The organism is Salmonella sp. A1325 (genome assembly GCF_056991255.1).
On sequence record NZ_JAMLWO010000010.1, the window covers coordinates 41,009 to 62,954 of the forward strand.

The following is a 21,946-nucleotide window of genomic DNA, read 5'->3' on the forward strand; positions in this document are numbered from 1 at the left end:
AAAATGATATCTATTCAACTGAAAAACCGAACATTAAACCTGAGAGTGTTACGGATATTAAGTCGTATAAAGTCAGTGGCTTTGATCTGATAGTCACTACCGCTGACGGTAATACCACAACATTAAAAGATGGTTTAACTAACCTGGTTCTGGGGAATATTGAATTACGCGACACCTCGGGAAAAACAATTAATCAGGATCATATTATCTCGTCTATAAAAACCTATCAGCTTGGTTTGGATACTGTATACCTTGCTGATATGCTAAAAAGCGAAGAGTCGACCATTGAGACTAATAATGACGAGGCGGATAAGGAAGCATTTGTCGAAACGAATAAATCCTTAGAGACTGCTTTACAACAAAAAATTAAAGAGTATGAGGCACTTCTCAAAGAGCGTGCCGAAGAGCAGCAACAGAACATAAAGCTCGAACAAAACGATCTGCCGCCAGAAAAAAAAGAGATTATCGATAAGAAAGCAAAGCAAGAAGTTTCGAAAAATCTAAAACCGGCAGAAGAGGACGTCCAAAATAGCGTAGCCACACCACCACCTCCTCCTCCTGCCTCGTCCTCTTCATCCAGTTCTTCATCCGGAGAGCCAGCGGAAAAAACTCAGGCACCGTTACCCACTCAGGAAACTCCCCTCTTTATTACCGGTAAGTTGGATGCGAAAACAGACTCAGGTAAAACAGGGGATGGGATTACCAACATTGCTAACCCCACCTTTAGCGGAAATGCTACGCCAGGCGCAACGGCAAGTCTGATAATCAACAAAACACATTATCCGCTAACTGTCGATAAAGATGGAAAATGGACGTTACAGCTATCTTCCCCCCTGCCGGATGGCCACTATGATGTAAACTTTACTATTACCAATAGCAGCGGCAAAACGGTAGCTTCCACTATTACCATTGTGATTGATAGCGAAATTACCGGACTTACTGCCTCGCTTGATCCAACGTCAGATTCCGGCATTACAGGCGATTCGATAACAAATAATACTAAGCCAGTGCTTCAGGGAACCTCAGAACCGGGCTCCATTATTAATGTCATCATAGGTGGAATGACGTTAACTACGATTACTAACGCTGAAGGTTATTGGTCTTTATCCCCGGGTACAAATTTGCCTGATGGGATCTATCATTACCAGGTAACCGCCACCGATGATGCAGGCAATACCGCCACAGTGACTAACAGCGTCACGATTGATGCCACTGCGCCTGACGTAACGTTTGCGTTATCCGACGCCACGGATACCGGACAACAGGACGATTTTCTGACGAAAATTCCCCAGCCCGCATTGACCGGAAAAACCGAACCCGGCGCGAACGTGATGCTCACCCTGAATGGTCACGTCTATGAAGGCACCGCCGACCAGCAGGGACAGTGGGAATTTAAAATCACTCCGGCGCTCGACGACGGCAGCTATGACTTTACTGTCACCATAACCGATATCGCGGGCAATACCGCCACGCAAACCGGTACCGTCACTATTGATACCCAGCTCCCGACGGTTACTGCAACATTATCCGCAGAGTCAGATACTGGCAGCAGTGATGCTGACGGCATTACCAATAATCCCCATCCAGTATTAATCGGGAGCACGAAACCTTTTGCCGTGGTTACCGTTACACTTGCCGGCAAATCGTTTTCTGTACGGGCTGATGAAAACGGGCTATGGGCCTGGAAAGTGCCAGAAGATCTGGTATTAGATGATGGCGAGCATGTTTATACGCTTTCAGTCACCGATGCGGCAGGAAATAACGCCTCTTCGCCTTTAGAAGGCAGTTTTACACTTGATACGACGCCACCGCCAGCGCCCACAGTGACCCTTGACGTCAACAGCGATTCAGGTGATTCAGGCGACAACATCACCAATATAACAACGCCTACTCTGCACGGAAAGTCTGACCCCCATACGGAAGTACTTGTGACTGTTGACGATCACGTTTATACCCTGCAGGCCGATGAAAATGGCGACTGGCAGCTCACGCTGGATACACCGCTGGCTGATGGTCGCTATGACGTCACCGTTGTGGCCAAAGATAGCGCAGGAAATATGAGCGAAACCGCAGGGAGTATAACCCTGGTTATTGATACCAGTCGGCCGGAAATCACCGTCAGCTTGCTGGACAGCGATGACAGCGGTGTCAGCAACAGCGATAATATCACCCAGGTTAATCAGCCAACCTTCCACGGTACGGCGACACCAAATACCACCGTTATTTTTACCATTAATCATATCGACTATCCCGTCGCCGTGGGTGTGGACGGTAGCTGGTCTTTAACGCTCCCGGACGCGCTTGCGGATGAAACCTATGAATATACGGTACAAGTAAAGAATGCGGTGGGAACCAGCACGACCGCAACGGGGACGATTACCGTGGACACCACGCCACCTTCATCTGATGCAAGCTTAAACGAAGCATCGGATAGTGGACAGAGTACGCAGGATGGCATTACCAACGTTATCCGCCCTATCTTTACCGGTACGACAGAACCCGAGGCCAGCGTAGAAATTATTTTTAACGGCGTGAGTCATACTTTGACAGCCGGCACTGATGGCGTCTGGCAATATGCGATGCCGAACGACCTTACTGATGCAACTTATACTTATACGGTCGTCACCACCGATAAAGCGGGCAATACCTCAAGCAGCGAGCATCAGTTTACTGTTGATACCGTTTCCCAACTCAGCGGTGGGCTTGACCTTTCCAGCGTGATGGAAGGGACTGTGGGAAATACGACTACCCAGCTTGTTCGCCCAACGCTCAGCGGTATGGCCGAACCCGGCAGCCTCGTCACCGTCACCATTAAAGGCGCGACCTATACGGCTTCCGTAGATAATGACGGAAGTTGGAAACTGACCTTACCCAAAGATGCGGCTCCCGGCCTGAATGAGTATACCGTAACTTCAGAGGATCTTGCCGGTAACACGGCAACGATAACGGGCAATTTTAATTACGTCCCATCAGGCATCACGCCGCCTAAAGTAACGGCGCAGCTGGATGTAGATAGTGATAGCGGCACTAAGGGCGACAATATTACCAATAACAATACGCCAAAAATTGTCGGGCAGGCTACGCCGGATACCATCATTGTCCTGACCATCGCAGGGCAAAGTTATACCACAACGGCGGCGGCCGACGGCAGCTGGTCTATTGATGTGACTAACCCATTGCACGAAGGGTTCAACGAATATACGGTTACCGCGACGGACACCACTACCGGGCTCTCCGCCATCGCCACGAATAATGTTTTTATTGATACCCTTAATCCTATGTCCATCGTCGGTTTAACGAGCGATTCTGATACCGGTATCAAAGGGGATATGATCACCCAATCGACCAGGCCCGTATTTACCGGGAAAACCGAGCCTGGCGCGACGATCACTTTACATATAGATGGCCAAACACTTAACACCACAGCAGACCAGAACGGAACCTGGACGCTGCAAGGCCCGACCTGGGGGTTACCGCCTAATCACACGGCCAGCTATACCCTTACCGTCACAGATACAGCCGGAAACCAAACCTCTACAAAAGGGAATGTTATCACTGATAATCGAGCGCCAACGCTGACAGGATCTGATCTGGATAGCAATAGCGATACGGGCGACAAAGACCGATATTGGACTAACGAGCTCATCCCTACATTAAAGGGGCAGGTTGAACCAGGTTCAAAATTGACCATTCGTATTAATAACACAACCTACGACGTGACGGATATCGCCAGCGACGGCACCTGGAAATTCACTCTCCCTGCGGGGCTGGTAGCGGATAACGGCAGTTATAACACCGTTCGCTTTTACATGACGGCAACCGATGCCGCAGGCAATACCACGACAAACACTGACGCCATTTATATTTGTAAGCGTAAACTGACTATCACCAACGGGCTCTCTGCTGAAACGGATAGCGATACCAAAGGCGATAATTTGACATCCGTGACCCGCCCAACGCTAGAGGGCACCATCGCCGGAGGTGAGGCTAACGACAATCTGCGCGGCACCATCACCATCGACGGTAAGACTTATCCGCTCACGATTACCGCCGGAGGGACAAAGTGGTCGTTTACGGTCCCCGATGGCGCGCCGCTGGGCTCAGGAATACATGACTATACGTTAACGTTCAAGGATAAATTCGGTACAGAAACCACCCACTCCGCCTCGGTGACAATCAGTACTCTGATCGGATTTCTTTCCCCCGAAGATGATACTGGCGTAGTCGGCGATAACAAGACGCAAAATGCCTCACCATCGTTAAGCGGCAAAGCGAGTATCGGCGCCACATTACGTATTGAGTTTAATGCGCAGGAATATACTATTCCGGTTAATGCCGATGGCACCTGGACGTTTACATTACCGGGAGGGCCATTCGTTGAAGGGGAATATCACTACAAACTGACTGAGATTGTTGGACACTCGGTCACGTCATTTAACGGTTCCTTCACCATAGACCATACGCCGCCGGAAATTACCGGAGGACTGTGGCCCAACGATGCGACGCCGAATGACCCTACAGCCTCCCGATCGGCTACGCCGACGTTTAATGGAAAAGCAGAACCCAATAGAGAAGTTATTGTAGAGATTAATGGAAAACGTTACTCAACCACTTCAGACGATGATGGTAACTGGCAAATCTGGTTACAGGATGCAAATCTTCTTCCTGACACACGTTACGATTACACCATAACGTCTACCGATGGTGCGGGGAATAGCGGCGTATTTCATGGCACAATTAGCAATGTCGTCACCGCGCCTAATGCACAATTTGGCGGTCATGAAGATTATCTCAGTGGTACCGCTGGCTCAATTAACACTGTTTTCTATACGGATGCCTCGCCGGTTATCGTCGGACGCGGTAATCCGGGCGATACGATCACTATCAGAAAGGGCGCAGGAGGTCCTGCCCCTCTTACTGCCGTTGTTGACGCAGATGGCAACTGGAAAATTCAGTTGCCTGCGTCAGAATTCCCGGCAGATACCCCCCAGGGCGGATACTTCACCTGGAACCTGACCGTAACCAATAGTTATGGTTTGGAAACTACTTACACCATTAGAATGACCCGCGACTCCGTACCTCCGAATTTAACCGGTGGTCTGGACAACACCAGCGATACCGGTACGCCGAACGATGGCATCACGAATAACACCAGACCTACGTTTAGTGGCCACACGGATGCCGGTCTGAAAGTAACCATTACGCTGAACGGGCAAACCTACACGGTAACCGCCAATAGTGCTGGTAAATGGAGCTTTACCGTACCGGAAGCGCTACGGGAGGGCAATTATGATTACACCATATCGACCGTCGATAAGGCCGGTAATGCTTCCACTCCTGTTACCGGCACACTTACCGTAGATACTTCCAGCGTGGCGCTGACGGGAGGACTGGACACAACCGCCGATCCGAATATCGCCAATGGCTGGAGTAATCACAACGATCAAACGTTAAAAGGTACAACCACGCCAGGCGCCACCGTGACGGTGACAATCAACGATGTTATCTATACGCCAACCGTTACCGCTGATGGCAACTGGACTTTGCCTCTCCCCGATCTGGCCAACAATAGCTACAGTTATACCGTGACAGCCACCAATACAGCGGGCACCTCATCCACCATTACCGGCCAGTTTGTCATTGATAATACGCCGCCAACCACAACGGTAGGGCTCAGCGTCGCTACGGACAGTGGGACGTTAGGTGATTTTATCACTAACAATGAAACACCCGTGTTTACAGGCAAAACGAAACCAGGCGCTACAGTAACGCTTACGGTTGATGGACAAACGTACACGGTCGTAGCGGACAATACAGGACTCTGGGAAGTAGCCGTCACCACGCCATTAAATACGGGTACGCATAATTATACCGTCTCCGTTATCGACCTTGCGCAAAATATCAGCCCGCCAGCAACCGGCACGCTGAATATTCAAAGTGGAAACATCACCGGTTCGGTAACTGGCGGCCTGGATGTTCACAGCAATACTGGCGATACCAGCGATACCATCACCAGTAATAAAAAACCTAACTTTTCCGGCACCGCGCCTGCTGGCGTTACGGTCGTCGTCACTATTGACGACAAAACGTATAAAACCGTAGCCGATCGGGACGGTAACTGGATGCTGGCGATTACCAACCCATTGCGCGATGGCGTCCATGATTACACGATCGCGCTCGAAGACATTGCGGGTAATCAATCGCCACCAATGACCGGGCAGGTGACTATCGACAGCGAATCGCACCTTCAGATAAACGGACTTAGCCATGATACGGACTCCGGCACGAAAGCCGACAATACCACCAGTAATACCACGCCCACACTAACGGGAACCGCTGACGCCAATGCAACTATTACACTCATAATTGGCGGTAACAGATACATCACCACAGCGAACGCAGACGGGGAATGGGCTATCCCGCTGACTCACGCCTTAACGGATGGCGCTTATCATTACACGGTCACTGCCACCGATAGTGCAAACAATACAACATCGTCGACGGCAACCATCACGATTGACACCACCGCTCCCGACCATTTAACCGGCGGACTGGATACCACCAGCGAAACCGGGGGAACCGGCAGTCATCTTACTAATCAGACGATGCCGACCTTTAGCGGCGTCACAGAAAACGGCGCAACCGTCACACTAATGATTAACGGTAATACGTATACCGCCGTCGCGGGTGAGAATGGTAAATGGAGCATTACCCTGCCGGAAGCCGGTAAATTAGCGGATGGCAGTTATCTGTATACGATTATAGTGACGGATGCCAGCGGCAATATGAGCAACGCACAGGTGAACGGTAATGTCACTGTTCAACACACGCCGCCCTCAGCAAATGCCGGGTTACACGCCGGGAGCGACAGCAGCGTCACGGACGAACAAGTGACCAACAACACTCAGCCTGTGCTGTCGGGCAAAACCACGCCTGGCGCGTCGATTGTTATTGTATACGCTGGCGTGAATTATCCCATTCCGGCCGATGCGTCAGGTAACTGGACATTCCAGATACCAACCACGCTAACGGATGGTGCCTACACCTACCAGGTTCTGGCCACGGATAATGCTGGCAACGAATCTCGCTATGAGGGAGCTTTTACGATTGATACCACTCCTCCGGACGCCCCCGTCGCTGCCCTGGCGGAAATAGCAGACAGCGGCGTCAAGGGTGATGACATTACCCACATTAAGAACCCAACCTTTGCGGGAACGGCAGAAGCGAACGCTACCGTAATACTGACGATTAACGGCAAAGACTACACCGCTCAAGCCGGAAGCGACGGCGCCTGGACAATCACATTACCTGTAGGCCATTCGCTGCCAGACGGTACGTATCAGTATACCGTTCTGGCCCAGGATGCCGCCGGAAATCAGTCTGCATCCACTGTGGGGTCTGTAATTATTAATACCGCCGCGCCAACAGTCCCTACGGGAGGCCTCACACAAGATCCGGATTCCAGTACCGGTACAGATAACACGACTAACGTAACCACCCCGACGTTTAGCGGTAAGGCTGACCCTCACAGTGTCGTCATTCTGCGAATCAACGATAAAGCGTATGAGATCCAGGCAGGAAATGACGGTGCCTGGAAATTTACATTACCGGCAGAAGATAGTCTTACTGAGGGCACTTACGAGTACACCCTACAGAGCAAAAACGCTATCGGGAATACCTCCGCAGAACAGGCAGGCTCGTTCATCATTGATACGACACCGCCAACAGCCCCCACGGCCAGTCTGGCCCCCGGTTATGACACGGGAGTGGCTGACGACAATATCACACGTATCACTACGCCTAAATTCACCGGTAAAGCGGAGCCAGGAGCGACAATCACACTTTCTATCAACAATAAAACGTATGAATGTCCTACGGCGGACGACGGTACATGGGTCTTTACTTTACCCACAGCAGATGCGCTCACAGCCGGTAACTATGCCTATACCGTGTTAGCCACCGACGCCGCAGGCAATGTCTCCGCAACGGCTCACGGCAGCATAACCATCGATCTCACCCTCCCGGCCGTTCCAAACGGCGGGCTGGCTATCGAGTCGGATACAGGCGACACCGGAGATAATATTACCCGCACGGATCTTCCCACCTTCAGCGGTACGGCAGAACCGAATATCACCGTTATTCTGACCATCAATAATAAAAGCTACGACGTGCCGGTGAGCAATGATGGGACCTGGCGCTTTACCTTACCTGCTGAAGATAAGCTGAACGACGGCTCCTATAGCTTTACGCTGCATGGTAAAAACATGGCGGGTACGACCTCTGAGTCCTTCACAGGATCGATAACTATCGATACGACACCGCCAGCACCTGCCGTTGGAGAACTGTCTGACGATACAGATACGGGAACTAAAGATGATGGCATTACCAGCGTGAGTACGCCGACCTTTACCGGTACGACAGAGCCTGACGCGATCATCATTCTTACCATTAACAATAAAACGTATGAGATCCAGGCCGATGATCACGGCGCATGGCGTTTCACACTGCCGCCAGAAAATGCGCTGCCTGACGATACGTACGTTTATACGGTACAGGCAAAAGACGCCGCCGGAAATACGTCTACGCCAACCAGCGGTTCGCTTACCATTGACTCTACATCGCCCTCGCCTACTACTGGCGCGCTTACCGAGAATTCGGATACCGGCGATAAGGGAGATAACATCACCAGTGATAAAACGCCGACATTTACTGGCGCAACAGAACCGGGAGCAACGATTATTCTGACACTCAACCAAAAAACGTATACATTCCAGGCCGAAAATGACGGCAGATGGGAATTTACCTTACCGGATGCTGATGCGTTAGACGACAGTGTTTACCGCTATACGGTACAGGCTAAAGACCAGGCAGGAAACGCCTCTTCGCTGTCTACCGGCTGGCTGACGATCGACTCTACACCGCCAGTACTTTCCATGGAGGGTAATAGTGATATCGGCGCCGGAGGCGATAATATCACTAACATCAATACACCGACCTTTATCGGCTCCTCAGAAGCTCACGCAACAATTAAGCTGACTATTGATAATAAGGATTTTATAACAACTGCAGATGAAACAGGAAAATGGACAATTACTCTTAAACAGCCCCTCAATGATGGCGCTTATGACTACACCATTACGGCTAAAGACGCTGCCGGGAATGAGAATACGCTGAACGAGCAGCTGACTATTGATACACAACCGCCCGCCGAACCAACGTTGGGATCGACTGTTAGCAGTCTGGATAATACCGTCACCCTTAAGGGAGTCGTGGAGGCGCATCAGGATATTCAGGTGAAGGTCACGGTCAACGATACGGACTATACCGCCAGTGTTGATAACGATACCGGTAACTGGCATGTTTCTGTTCAGCAATCCGCTATTCTGTCGGGGGCGAATCAGTACACCATAACGGCCACCGATCCCGCCGGTAATAGCGCCACAGCCAGTGGAACATTTACAGGTACATCGCCGACGGAAAACCCGGTTAACAAGAGTTCCGGCGTAGATGAAATGATTTCGCTTAGCGAGGCGACATGGCATTCGGTAAGTGTTGATGAAGAATATTATGCCTGATAACTAAACATCACCATGCGAGGTCTCTTCGGAGGCCTCCTGAAAAAAACAGAATAATATTTATTGTCTGTTAATTATTACAGAGAGAGTTAATTTATAAAAAAAAGCGGCAGACTACGCTGCCGCAAATATGAGGAGGACAATTACCGTTACGCTACACCACAAAGTAATCCGTTACTGAGGTAAGTAAAACATAAATATCCCCAACAATGAATCAACGAATCAAACAATCGTCAAATCATGGTATTAATAACCTTGTTCTGTTTTAGCATACTGTGACAGTAAAAATAGATTTTAGTCATTCTGTATATCACACGAAAATTTATAAAACAGATTTGGTTCACTCACAATATACAAATTATTTTCATTATCCATGGCAATCCCTTCTGGTTGGGGGATATCGTCTCTGAGCCCTGACCACTCCGCCGTCAGGAACAATCGATCGCGCACCCGCCACTCGGAACTGACCTCCAGAATCATTTTTGACTCGTCCGACAACACCAGCAGCGAATCCGTTGGGGCATGGTATTCAAGTCCGGAGACATCGCTCACACTCGCAGTGATGGCAGAAGGCAACGCTCTGGTGATACCATTTTTGCTCATCTCTACTTCTTTGATCATAATGGGTTTTCTTTCTTTTGCGGCATATAATCTCTCATTTTTCGCATCCCATGCCGTACCTTCCAGCCCTTTATTTTTTGCTTTGTCATAACCCTCAAGCTTCACCATGGAGATTATCTGCATGGTGCCGCGCTGAATATCCACCTGTGTTTTATAGACCGCGCCATCTTTCTCACTGCCTATCTGGAACTGGTTACCCCCACTCCATGCAATAGACTCCGGGTCGTGGATGCCCTGGAGCGGCATCCGCCCTATCAGCTGCCCTTCTGTCGTTAACCAGACCAGTTCAGGGGGATTATTAATAACGGCGAAAAGCATCCTGTCTTCGGCGGAGTAGGTCAAACCTGAAAGGTTACTCTTAACTCCTGCGACTGGTTTTTGCTGAATAACCGCTTTATAGCTACTCAGTGCCAGCGCCGAAGGTTTATCACCATATTTGAGGATCAGTTGATAAACATAGCGTATATCGTCCCTGACCATAAATAAAATCACGCCCAAGAGTACAACCACAATAACGCGTTTTAGTAATCTCATAAAAAATCCATAGCAGATCGCGTCACGACTGATGTCGTAACGCATTTCTTAAAAATAAAGCCGATGTCCGATAGAATCGTTATTCGGTTATGGCGAGCGCCATTAGCATAGGCAAAATGAAATAGTGAGGGTTATCACAAAAAGCCCGATTTTAATCACTAACGTACCCTTTTTGTAAATTGACATAATCAAGAGGAGGGTAGTTTCGGCTAATTATTTAAATAGTACGTCTGCAAATTTGCCCCTGTATGCAGAGCAAATGACAAAAAGTGATAATTAATGAGATGTAACACCGCAATCTGATCTGCTATTGCTGCTCCCACTTCTATTCAACCGGGCAGCAAAAAAATGAAACTCAACCTTATTACCGTCAGCCTGGCTACGCTCGTTGCCGCTGGCGCATTCCCGGCCCATGCTGGTCCTCAGGCGCATGTCGTGTGCGGCTATCACCACACGCTGGGCGATGACGCGATTATGATGTTTGATAAAGCGAATCAGGCGATGTGGCATGACTTTTTTGGCAACACCCACACCGACGCGGTCTCTACCTACCAGACGTTGCGCGCGCAACCAGATACCACCTGTGATAATAAAGCCGACAGCTCCGCTTACTGGGCGCCGTCCATGAAATTACCCGATGGTGAAATCGTAAATCCCGCCTACCAAAAGACCTATTATCAATCCACAAATGTTGCGCAATATCCGCTCCATCCATTCCCGGCCGGGCTGGAGTTACTGGCAGGCGATCATCACGGTACTGGCCCCAGTTCCGCAATCACCTTTTTATGTGCCAACGGCAAAGGTTACACCAACAAGGTAGGCGAAATATGCGGCCTGCGTAAAGCGGGCGATGCCGTCCAGTTTAATATCGGGATCGCTTTCCCCAACTGTTGGGATGGCGTCAACCTGAAACCGACCCATAGCCACAATAACGCTATCTATGCCGACCACGGGAAATGTTCCGCAGACTATCCGGTCAAAATCCCGACGGTTAATATGAACATCGCCTGGGTACTCCCGCAGATCTCCTCGCTGGATACGTCCAAAGTAGAATTGTCGATGGACCCGGTAATGCATGGCGAAACCCGGGCAGAGCGCTGGGGAAGTCTTTATACCGCCCATGCCGATTTTATGAATGGCTGGACGGAAGATGGCGCGCAGTTTATGACGGATCTGTGTATGAATCAGGGACTGGATTGCGGCACTACGGTTCCTTACGCCTACAGTAAAGCGGAAGAAAATACCTGGGTAAGCAGCGAAGACGACAAGCCTCATGCCAGCGTCGATACCTTGTACGTACAGGATGACTGGACAAATGGCGGACGCACGCAGCACCCGGAAACGCTCACGCTGGTGAAATTTAAGATCCCGCCCCTGCCTGCCAATATGGACACTTCGCTATTCAAATACCGTATTCGCCTTTTTGGCGGCAAAACGGAAACGAACGGCGCCGATCAAATTTTCTTTTACCCGACCAGCAATGACTGGCACGTCAGTACCGTGTCCTGGAACAATAAACCGGCGATCAACTACCGTTCCGATGCCGTGTTATATCTAAACCATTCACATGAGTATCGCATGGTTGATGTCGATAAAGCGGTGCGCAAAGCGCTGGCGGAAGGGAAAACGGAAATATCCTGGTATATCGGCGGCGACCGTCAGGGAAATCACTACGATTTCACGCCAGCGGACTCAAAACAGAGCCTGGTGCTGATGCTGACCGGTTTCAAAAAGACGCCGGAGCTGTAATAGTAAACTGTGCCCGCTGACGCAACAGCGGGCACGATGGCGGCACAAGCATTATGGCACGCCATCAAAACCTGACCAATACCTCAGAAAAACAACCGTTTATTCTCAGGCTGTAGTCCCTGTTGCTGCTGAACATCCTGCAAATAACAGGTCGCTACGATGGCAAGCCGGGCATAGAAGGCGCTAACGGTATTGCGTTGCAGCAATTCCAGATAGCGGAATCCCCAGGGCAGCAGATGCGCCTCCAGTAACCGGTTGGCCGCCACGTTGTCGCCTCGTGCCAGCAGATCGCTACAGGCTAATAGCATCAGGCCAAACTGATCTTCCGGCTCGCGTTCACGGTCAGTGAATACCATGCCCTGCGCCTGTAAAAAAGCTCGATAATCGGCGGTGGTTTCCCCCATCAGCAAATTATCTTTTTCCAGATAGACCGATCCCCAGGGCGGGACGGGCATCTTTCCCTGGCCTTCAAACAACACGGAAAATTGCCATGTAAGCGCATCATCATCCGGTAGCGACCATGACGCACACAGTGATTCAATATGTCCGCGATCGCGCCAGGGGTAAAGCTCAGGCAACGTTGGCAAACAGTCGAACAACGCTTTCACCTCCGGCCTCTCAGGGGAGAAGTAAAACAGTGCGCCGAGGATACGCGGCAAAACAGCACGGGAAGGCATAGCAATAGCTCCTGAAATATTTCGCCTGATGACGCTACGCTGATCAGGCTTACATGGCATAAACCGGGCAAAAAACTACATTGGCAGCGTCCACAGATTGTAAAACGCAATCCTACCCGCCAACTCCGCCGCGATAACCACCACTGCCGTCATGGCCAGCACCGCAGCGCTCGATTTCAGGCGCGCGCAGACCACCACCCCGACCACGCCCGCCGCCAGCAATATCGCCTGGGCGGTAAACCAGCTATGCTGCGCGGCGGTCAGAGCGCTATCGGCGCTCATCAGCGTCGCCATATAGCCCGGGCGCAGACAAAAGCTCACCAAAATCGCCAACACGCTGACCAGTAGCCCCAGACGGCGCACGCCAAACAATGCCGCCAACGCGCCGCCGCCAATCAACGGCGTCAATATCATCATTGCCGTGGTGTAAGATGAACGCCAGGTCGCCACCGTCGGCAGTTGGTAAATCTGCGGAACGGCGTATAAGAAGACCACCCCGACTATCGCCGCCAACCATACCAACGCGTTACACAGCGGCGTCGCCCGGTTCAGCAACAAACCGAGCGCCCCCAGACCGCCGAGCGCTGCAAAAGCCGCCGACAAGACAATCTCGTTACTCATCGGCGAATGTCCGACGCGCAGCAGCATATTCAGCGCGCGCAGCGGTTGCCCGACGTGGAAGATGCCGACAATGACGCCCAGCCCAAACAGGCACATCACCGAGAACAGACCAATAGCCTTGCGCCGCGGCGCGACCAGCCCCATTGCGCCGCCAATCAGCAGCAGAATAAACGCGCCGACCGCGCTCTGGGTAAAGACCGTAAAAAAGACCAGCGGTAACTCATGCATGGCGCACCTCCCGAATGTTCATGATTGCGCCTTCCGTATCGCCCGTGGGTCTCGCTTTCGGATGCGGTTTAATAATGAGGTTAGGATGGGTGAACGACGCTGAAGGCAGCGGCGCGATTTGATTCTCCGTGCCATATTTTGCCCGTAATTCATCGACAGGGCCGAAATCCAGCGCTCGCTGAGGGCAAGAATCCACACAAATAGGGCGCAGATTGTTCTCCAGTCGGTCAAGACAACCGTCGCATTTACGCATCACGTTCGCCTGCGTATCAAACTGCGGCGCGCCGTAGGGGCAGCGCATTTCACAATAGCGACAGCCGACGCATACGCTGTCATCCACCACTACCAGACCATCTTCTTTGCGTTTATGCATCGCCCCGGTCGGACAGCCGGAGACACATACCGGCTCATCGCAATGGTTACAAGCAATAGAGAGGTAGTAGGTAAAGGTGTCGTGATGCCAGCTTTCCCCCTCTTTCACCCAGCTTCCGCCGCCATATTCATAGACGCGGCGCAGTTTCGGACCGACATCCAGATCTTTATTATCCTTGCAGCTTACCTGGCAGGTTTTACAGCCTGAACAGCGCGAAGAGTCAACATAAAAGCCATACTGTTTCATCGTACATCACTCCTTAAGCGCGTTTAATTTCAACCAGATTGGTATGCTGCGGATTGCCTTTCGCCAGCGGCGAAGGATGGTGGCTGGTCAGCGTATTGATACAGCCGCCGACATCAACGCCGTTGCCGTCAAGCCGCGTCCACGCGCCCTGCGGCATCGCCGCCACGCCGGGTAAAATGCGCTGGGTCACTTTACAGGGAAGCTCCACCACGCCGCGGTCATTGAATACATGCACCCGATCGCCGGACTTCAATTGGCGGGTGCTGGCGTCAATCGGGTTAATCCAGACTTCATCCGGCACCGCCTCATGTAGCATCAGCACATTGCTGTAGGTCGAGTGGGTATGCCCTTTGGTATGGAAGCCGCTTAACTGCAACGGATACTTCGCCGTCAGCGCTTTGTTAAGGTGCGACTCTTTCGCCGGACAAAATTCCGGCAATGCGGGAATTCGCTCGCCTTCTGGCAACGTCCACGTTTGCGCCAGATCCGCCAGCGCCTGGGAGTAAATTTCAATTTTGCCCGACGGCGTGGAGAGTGGATTAGCCTCGGCGTCGGCGCGGAAATCGGCAAACGCAAGGCTCTGCTGCTCGGTCGCGATACGCTGGTCAATCACGCCCATCTCTTTCGCCACGCTCCACTCCGGCAGGTATGGTCGTTTTTCACGGATCTGCTGATAGTGCATCTCCGCCCACTGCGCCTGAGTTCGGCCCTCGGTATATTGCTCGCGCAGTCCAAGATGCCCGGCGATATCCGCGCAGATGTCATACGTGCTGCGCACTTCCCACATCGGTTTAACGGTTTTCTGAATCGCAATCATATAGTTATGCGATCCCGCCGCATAGGAGCTGTCCACCAGGTCTTCCGCCTCAAGATAGCTGGTCTCCGGCAACAGCAGATCCGCATACATCGCGCTGGGCGTCATATGGTTTTCAATCACGATAATGGTTTCACACAGCGATTCATCCGCGAGAATTTGTCGGGTGCGGTTCGTTTCGCCGTGCTGATTCAGCAAGGTATTACCGGCCTGGTTGAAAAACAGCTTAATCCCGGTTTTTAGCCTGTCCGCGCCTTTCACGCCCATTGTCGTCGCGGTCATTTTCTCCGGATGCTGAATGGCGTCCGTCCACAGATAGCAAGGAATAGAGGTTGTGATCGGATTCTTACCGACAGGCAACAATGGCACGCCATACGGCGTACCGTAAGGCCAGTTGCCATTGTTGGTGCCGGGCCGCCCGAAGTGGCCGGTTAACGCTGGCAGCGTCTGAATAGCACGCACGGTTTGTTCGCCGTTGGCATGACGCTGCGGACCCCAGCCCTGGCAAATATAGCAGGCACGCGCCGAGGCGATTTCGCGCGCCAGTTGGCGAATACGCGTTGCCGGAATTCCGGTGATATCCGCCGCCCATTCCGGGGTTTTCGCGATACCGTCATCGCCCGTGCCAAGAACATAATCTTTATAGCTGGCGTTAGGCGCAGCCGTGTCCGGCAAGGTGCTACGGTCATAGCCGACGCAATAGCGGTTTACCAGCGCCTCGTCGAGAAGCTGTTCGGTAATCAGCGTATGCGCGATGCCGGCGACTAACGCAGCGTCCGTGGTTGGGCGAATCGGTAGCCATTCGGCGTGTTCGGTAATCACCGAATCGGTATAGCGTGGATCGATAATAATGACTCGGGCTTTCGAGGTCTCCAGCGCCCGGCGCAGCTCTTCAACCTGACCGCCGCCGGACATCCGCGTTTCTGAGAGATTCAGACCAAATAGCACCACCAGATCGGAATGCGCGATCTGCGTAAAATGGCTACCGACATAATCGCCGTGGGTATAGGGCGTGGCGGTGGCGATTTGCGCCGTGGAATAGGTGTTGTGATAATTTAAATAACCGCCGGTGAGATTTAATAATCTTATCCAGGCGGGCCTGCCCTGCGTATGATAATATGCCCCGGATTGATAATTATAATAAATAGCTTCCCGGCCATATTGTTCGCTAACGCGCGTTAATTCCGCTGCAATAAAGGCCGTGGCCTCATCCCATGAAATACGTTTAAATTTTCCTTCACCGCGTTTTCCCACTCTTTTCATCGGATACTTAATGCGATCCGGGCTATAGACGCGCCAGCGACTGGAACGCCCACGCAGGCAGGGACGAATCTGATGCTCGCCGAATACCGCGTCATCTTTCGCGTCTTCCGGCTCAATGCGCACGATGCGATCATTTTTCACGATAACCTTAAGCGGGCATCGGCTGCCACAGTTGACCAGACAGGCGCTGTGCCTGACGGTTTCGTCGTTGGCATCCTTCGGTATCGGGGTATCCTGCGCCTGGGCAGTGGTAGCAAAAGGCAGCGTAATCGCCTGGCTTAGCGTCACCGCCGCCCCTACTTTTGCAGTAGCGACAATAGCATCACGTCGGGTTATGGTTGTGTTCAGCCATTTTTTTATTTCCATGTTTTATTTCTCACATTGCTTCCATAATTATTAATAATATGTAATGAAAACTAATCATAATAGATTAAACATTAGCGCTGATTGATTGTGATCAAACGCATTCTGAACGTCAGTAAAAATAAAATGTGATACCGCATACGTTATTATAAAAATTAATGAAAAATTATTTTATGCAATTCTGATGAAAATAAATTACCCATCACGGTATCCGGCGATATTAATTAACGACATGACGTTTGCCAGTCGACATGAGCAGGTAGCGCCCCCTACAAGGTAAGACGGGCTTTTCAACACTGGAGCAACATCGCCTATGCCTTTGAATTAGACGCCTCATCAGGGATAATAACCTTACGATTCGTCCGCTCAGGTCCACTATGAAACACTCCCTGCCATGCCGGGCGTTACGCAAACGCCCCATGAAACTCGGCACTACCGTCATTCTGATGGTCAGCGCCGTTTTGTTTTCGGTGCTCGTTGTGGTCCATCTGATCTATTTTTCGCAAATCAGCAGCATGACGCGCGACGCGCTGGCAGATAAAGCGCTGGCGGTGGCGCGCTCGCTGGCGGACTCTCCGGCAATTCGCGAGGGGCTGAAAAAACCGCCTGCGGAAAGCGGCATTCAGCCGCTCGCCGAAGCGGTGAGCCAGCATAATGGCTTTTTGTTTATTGTGGTGACCAATATGCAGGGCATCCGTTATTCGCACCCAGAAACGCAGCGAATCGGTCAACCGTTCAAAGGCGATGACATTCTGCTCGCACTGCAGGGAAAGGAAAACGTTGCCATTAATCGCGGCTTTCTTGCCAAAGCGCTGCGCGTTTTCACACCGGTTTATGATGAACGCCACCGGCAGATCGGCGTGGTAGCGATTGGCCTGGAACTCAGTCACGTTACGCAGCAGATCAACAATAGCCGCGGCAGCATTATCTGGTCCATTCTGTTCGGCGCTCTGGTGGGATTAGTAGGCACGTATGCGCTGGTCAAGGTGCTAAAACGTATCCTGTTTGGCCTCGAACCCTATGAGATCTCAACCCTGTTTGAACAACGCCAGGCAATGCTACAGTCAATCAAAGAGGGCGTTATCGCCGTGGATGGTAGCGGCGAAGTCACGTTGATTAACCATGCGGCGCAGGCGCTGCTCGATTATCGAAAAACGCAGGATGACGCCAGATTATCCACCCTGAGTCATGCCTGGTCGCAGGTGGTGGACATTAGCGAAGTGTTGCGTGACGGTACGCCGCGCCGCGATGAAGAGATCATCGTCAAAGGCCGCCTGCTGCTGGTGAATACCGTTCCGGTGCGCAGCAACGGCGAAATTATCGGCGCGATATCCACCTTCAGGGATAAAACAGAAGTTCGCCAACTGATGCAGCGGTTGGACGGGATGGTGAACTACGCGGATGCGCTCCGTGAACGATCCCACGAATTCATGAACAAATTACATGTGATTCTGGGATTATTGCACCTGAAGAGTTATAAGCAGCTTGAAGCGTATATTATCAAGACGGCCAATAACTATCAGGAAGAGATCGGTTTGCTGCTGGGTAAAATAAAGTCGCCGATTATCGCTGGCTTTTTGCTCAGTAAGATTACTCGCGCCTCTGATTTCGGGCACAGCCTGGCGATAAGCAGCGACAGCCAGTTACCGGATAATAACAATGAAGATCAGGTTACGGTACTGATTACGGCGCTGGGTAATTTGATTGAAAACGCGCTGGAAGCGTTGAGCCAGGAATCCGGCGGCGAAATCAGCGTCTCGTTACACTACCGTCATGGCTGGCTGCATTGCGAAGTGAGCGATGACGGTCCGGGTATCGAACCTGAGCGCATCGAGGCGATTTTTGAAAAAGGCGTCTCGTCGAAAGGCGCCGAACGCGGCGTCGGTTTAGCGCTGGTTAAACAGCAGGTTGAAGCGCTTGGCGGCGTAATTTCTGTGGAGTCCGAGCCTGGGATCTTCACACAATTTTTTGTACAGTTACCCTGGGATGGAAAAAGGACCAGCCTATGATCAATGTATTAATTGTCGATGACGATGCGATGGTCGCGGAGTTAAATCGCCGCTATGTCGCGCAAATCTCCGGTTTTCATTGTTGTGGAACCGCTTCGACGCTGGAAAAAGCGAAAGAGTTTATCTTCAACAGTGAAAATCACATTGACCTAATCCTGCTGGATATCTACATGCAGCAGGAAAACGGATTGGATCTGCTGCCTGTCCTGCACAGCGCAGGCTGCAAAAGCGACGTTATTGTCATTTCTTCTGCCGCTGACGCCGCCACCATTAAAGATTCGCTTCACTACGGCGTGGTGGATTATCTGATCAAGCCTTTTCAGGCCACGCGCTTTGAAGAAGCGTTGACCGGCTGGCTACGTAAGAAAACGGCGATGGAAAAACGCCAGTATTACGAACAGTCTGAGCTTGACCTGCTCATTCACGGTAATTCATCCAGCGAGCAGGAGCCTCGTCGGCTGCCAAAAGGGCTGACCCAGCAAACGCTACGCACCTTATGCCAGTGGATTGATGCGCATCAGGAGCAGGAATTTTCTACCGACGAGTTGGCCAACGAAGTGAATATCTCGCGCGTCTCCTGCCGTAAATATCTTATCTGGCTGGTGAATTGCCATATCTTGTTTACCAGTATTCATTACGGCGTGACCGGCAGGCCGGTTTACCGCTACCGCGTTCAGCCGGAACATTACTCTTTACTGAAACAATATTGTCAGTAAGGATACCGCATAAAGCCGACGCGAAGCGTTATATCCTGGTAACATTTATTATAACAATGCCAATAAAAACGCTATCACATTAATAACAAATCTGGGAAATTGTGTCAGATCAAATATACTCAACCCAGGCCTGTTAACGTTATTTTCTATTATTACAGCGCTCTGCGCTGTTTTTAATTTCAAAACGCTAACAAAAGTTAATTAAGTATTATCCCATGCCGAGAGTGTGTATTTTTATTAAAAAAGGGATTTGTCCGGAATTTTCCTGACACTTAAATAAAATTATGTTTGTAGCAATGGAGCTTGTGCTACGCCTATGGACAATACGTATATTGGTGAGCAGATACGCGTCTCCACACGCCATACTAATAATTTAAAAAAATGGCGTGACAATGATCACATAAGTCACATTCTGTTCGCTTTATCTCGTGATTTACCTGATGGCGAGACACAAAAATTAAATAATAAACGCCTGTTTTTAAAACAGACAAATCATAATTTACTGCTCTCGCTGACTCCACCTGCCCATCGCCAGAGGGTGCTTCCCTCTGAACATCACCATCGCAAGAAAATAATTACTTAAAGCAACTCTGTAAAAAGCTTAATCGTTAATCGTCGCCACTGGCGCATTGAATATTCGCCATTTCCTGATGCTCATTCACACAAATCAGAAGATGGCTGTGATCCATTTATCAAAATTGACTGGGTTTATCGCGAGGATAAATAAAAATGTTATTTAGTATACAGCTTCTCATAATATTAATATGTCTGTTTTATGGTGCCCGAAAGGGCGGGATCGCGCTCGGGTTGTTGGGCGGTATTGGTCTGGTCATTCTGGTGTTTGTTTTCCATCTCCAGCCAGGTAAACCGCCCGTTGACGTAATGCTGGTCATTATCGCGGTAGTCGCCGCGTCGGCAACGTTGCAGGCGTCAGGCGGGCTGGATGTGATGCTGCAGATTGCCGAAAAGCTGCTGCGTCGCAACCCCAAATACGTCTCTATTGTGGCGCCGTTCGTCACCTGTACCCTGACGATTCTGTGTGGGACAGGCCACGTGGTCTACACCATTTTGCCGATTATCTATGACGTGGCGATCAAGAATAATATCCGTCCGGAACGTCCAATGGCGGCCAGTTCTATCGGCGCGCAAATGGGCATCATCGCCAGTCCGGTTTCCGTCGCCGTTGTTTCTCTGGTAGCGATGCTGGGCAACGTGACATTTGACGGAAAACATCTGGAGTTCCTCGATCTGCTGTCGATCACCATCCCGTCTACCCTGCTCGGTATCCTGGCAATCGGTATTTTTAGTTGGTTCCGCGGTAAAGATTTGGATAAAGACGAAGCGTTTCAGAAATTTATTTCCGTACCGGAAAACCGTCAGTACGTGTACGGCGATACCGCGACGCTGCTGGATAAAAAACTGCCGAAAAGCAACTGGCTGGCGATGTGGATCTTCCTGGCGGCGATTGCCGTGGTCGCTCTCCTGGGCGCGGACTCCGACTTACGTCCAACCTTCGGCGGCAAACCGTTGTCGATGGTGCTGGTCATTCAGATGTTTATGCTGCTGACCGGGGCGCTCATTATCATCCTGACCAAAACCAATCCTGCGTCTATCTCAAAAAACGAAGTTTTTCGTTCCGGTATGATTGCGATTGTCGCGGTATACGGGATCGCCTGGATGGCGGAAACCATGTTCGGCGCGCATATGTCGGAAATTCAGGGCGTGCTGGGCGAAATGGTCAAAGAGTATCCGTGGGCCTACGCCATCGTTCTGCTGCTGGTCTCCAAGTTTGTTAACTCCCAGGCAGCGGCGCTGGCGGCGATTGTTCCCGTCGCGCTGGCTATCGGTGTCGATCCGGCGTATATCGTGGCCTCTGCGCCGGCATGTTATGGCTACTATATCCTGCCGACCTACCCAAGCGATCTGGCGGCGATTCAGTTTGACCGTTCCGGCACAACCCGTATTGGCCGCTTCGTCATTAACCACAGCTTCATTCTGCCGGGTTTGATTGGCGTGAGCGTCTCCTGCGTCTTTGGCTGGATCTTTGCCGCAATGTACGGATTCCTGTAATGGCCGCGCGCGCCGCCAAGTTATGCGCGGCGCGCGACTTAGAGCCTGGCCCATGAGGCTCTTAATACATTTTCTTACTATTAGGCT

10 protein-coding genes and 3 pseudogenes are annotated in these 21,946 nt (G+C 51.1%); 8 read left to right on the forward strand and 5 right to left on the reverse strand.

What is annotated here, in order from left to right; translation table 11 throughout:
• Positions 1-260 precede the first annotated feature (260 nt).
• From NAZ64_RS17810 to NAZ64_RS17820, 3 pseudogenes are all read left to right on the forward strand, one after another.
• Positions 261-9,137, forward strand: a pseudogene (locus NAZ64_RS17810) (Ig-like domain-containing protein); the annotation flags it as partial.
• A gap of 51 nt (positions 9,138-9,188) precedes the next feature.
• Positions 9,189-9,428 (forward strand): annotated as a pseudogene (locus tag NAZ64_RS17815) (hypothetical protein); the annotation flags it as partial.
• A gap of 12 nt (positions 9,429-9,440) precedes the next feature.
• Positions 9,441-9,575 (forward strand): annotated as a pseudogene (locus NAZ64_RS17820) (hypothetical protein); the annotation flags it as partial.
• Positions 9,576-9,869: 294 nt separating this feature from the next.
• Here the strand turns inward: NAZ64_RS17820 and NAZ64_RS17825 are convergent.
• The gene (locus tag NAZ64_RS17825; RefSeq protein WP_076727846.1) at positions 9,870-10,775 is read right to left on the reverse strand and encodes an SdiA-regulated domain-containing protein; all 906 of its coding nucleotides are present in this window, start codon (positions 10,773-10,775) and stop codon (positions 9,870-9,872) included.
• Positions 10,776-11,078: 303 nt separating this feature from the next.
• Here NAZ64_RS17825 and NAZ64_RS17830 point away from each other — a divergent pair, with 303 nt between their 5' ends.
• Positions 11,079-12,479, forward strand: coding sequence for a CBM96 family carbohydrate-binding protein (locus NAZ64_RS17830; RefSeq protein WP_024798409.1), 1,401 nt, complete (start codon positions 11,079-11,081; stop codon positions 12,477-12,479).
• A gap of 83 nt (positions 12,480-12,562) precedes the next feature.
• Here NAZ64_RS17830 and NAZ64_RS17835 read toward each other — a convergent pair whose 3' ends face one another.
• The 4 genes from NAZ64_RS17835 to NAZ64_RS17850 all read right to left on the reverse strand — a co-directional run bounded on the left by NAZ64_RS17835 (position 12,563) and on the right by NAZ64_RS17850 (position 17,067).
• Positions 12,563-13,156 carry a TorD/DmsD family molecular chaperone gene (locus tag NAZ64_RS17835; RefSeq protein ID WP_001542855.1) on the reverse strand — a complete coding sequence of 198 codons (594 nt, stop codon included), beginning with the start codon at positions 13,154-13,156 and terminating at the stop codon, positions 12,563-12,565.
• A gap of 75 nt (positions 13,157-13,231) precedes the next feature.
• Positions 13,232-14,005: a dimethyl sulfoxide reductase anchor subunit family protein gene (locus NAZ64_RS17840; protein WP_000544921.1), complete on the reverse strand. Its 774-nt coding sequence runs from the start codon at positions 14,003-14,005 to the stop codon at positions 13,232-13,234.
• On the reverse strand, positions 13,998-14,624 hold the full coding sequence (locus NAZ64_RS17845) for a DMSO/selenate family reductase complex B subunit (protein ID WP_000816143.1): 627 nt from the start codon (positions 14,622-14,624) through the stop codon (positions 13,998-14,000). Before NAZ64_RS17845 ends, NAZ64_RS17840 begins: the two co-directional genes overlap by 8 nt.
• A 13-nt stretch (positions 14,625-14,637) precedes the next feature.
• Entirely contained in the window at positions 14,638-17,067 is a 2,430-nt protein-coding gene (locus NAZ64_RS17850; protein WP_220569475.1) for a DMSO/selenate family reductase complex A subunit, read from the reverse strand.
• Positions 17,068-17,441: 374 nt separating this feature from the next.
• Here NAZ64_RS17850 and NAZ64_RS17855 point away from each other — a divergent pair, with 374 nt between their 5' ends.
• The 4 genes from NAZ64_RS17855 to dcuB all read left to right on the forward strand — a co-directional run bounded on the left by NAZ64_RS17855 (position 17,442) and on the right by dcuB (position 21,859).
• The gene (locus NAZ64_RS17855) at positions 17,442-19,073 is read left to right on the forward strand and encodes a sensor histidine kinase (RefSeq protein WP_220569476.1); all 1,632 of its coding nucleotides are present in this window, start codon (positions 17,442-17,444) and stop codon (positions 19,071-19,073) included.
• The gene (dcuR, locus tag NAZ64_RS17860; RefSeq protein ID WP_000611307.1) at positions 19,070-19,789 is read left to right on the forward strand and encodes a two-component system response regulator DcuR; all 720 of its coding nucleotides are present in this window, start codon (positions 19,070-19,072) and stop codon (positions 19,787-19,789) included. The genes NAZ64_RS17855 and dcuR overlap by 4 nt, the downstream gene beginning before the upstream one ends.
• 316 nt (positions 19,790-20,105) lie before the next feature.
• Positions 20,106-20,372, forward strand: a complete 267-nt coding sequence (locus NAZ64_RS17865; protein ID WP_001519837.1) for a hypothetical protein — start codon at positions 20,106-20,108, stop codon at positions 20,370-20,372.
• A 146-nt stretch (positions 20,373-20,518) separates the two neighbouring features.
• Positions 20,519-21,859: an anaerobic C4-dicarboxylate transporter DcuB gene (gene dcuB, locus NAZ64_RS17870; RefSeq protein ID WP_000899149.1), complete on the forward strand. Its 1,341-nt coding sequence runs from the start codon at positions 20,519-20,521 to the stop codon at positions 21,857-21,859.
• Positions 21,860-21,946: the final 87 nt, after the last annotated feature.

Excerpts from the sequence above, each read along its gene's own strand:
- NAZ64_RS17825 (WP_076727846.1), bottom strand. The coding sequence starts at position 10,775 with ATGCGTTACGACATCAGTCGTGACGCGATCTGCTATGGATTTTTTATG.
- dcuR (WP_000611307.1), top strand. The coding sequence starts at position 19,070 with ATGATCAATGTATTAATTGTCGATGACGATGCGATGGTCGCGGAGTTA.
- NAZ64_RS17830 (WP_024798409.1), top strand. The coding sequence starts at position 11,079 with ATGAAACTCAACCTTATTACCGTCAGCCTGGCTACGCTCGTTGCCGCT.
- NAZ64_RS17865 (WP_001519837.1), top strand. The coding sequence starts at position 20,106 with ATGGACAATACGTATATTGGTGAGCAGATACGCGTCTCCACACGCCAT.
- dcuB (WP_000899149.1), top strand. The coding sequence starts at position 20,519 with ATGTTATTTAGTATACAGCTTCTCATAATATTAATATGTCTGTTTTAT.
- NAZ64_RS17835 (WP_001542855.1), bottom strand. The coding sequence starts at position 13,156 with ATGCCTTCCCGTGCTGTTTTGCCGCGTATCCTCGGCGCACTGTTTTAC.
- NAZ64_RS17850 (WP_220569475.1), bottom strand. The coding sequence starts at position 17,067 with ATGGAAATAAAAAAATGGCTGAACACAACCATAACCCGACGTGATGCT.
- NAZ64_RS17840 (WP_000544921.1), bottom strand. The coding sequence starts at position 14,005 with ATGCATGAGTTACCGCTGGTCTTTTTTACGGTCTTTACCCAGAGCGCG.
- NAZ64_RS17845 (WP_000816143.1), bottom strand. The coding sequence starts at position 14,624 with ATGAAACAGTATGGCTTTTATGTTGACTCTTCGCGCTGTTCAGGCTGT.
- NAZ64_RS17855 (WP_220569476.1), top strand. The coding sequence starts at position 17,442 with ATGAAACACTCCCTGCCATGCCGGGCGTTACGCAAACGCCCCATGAAA.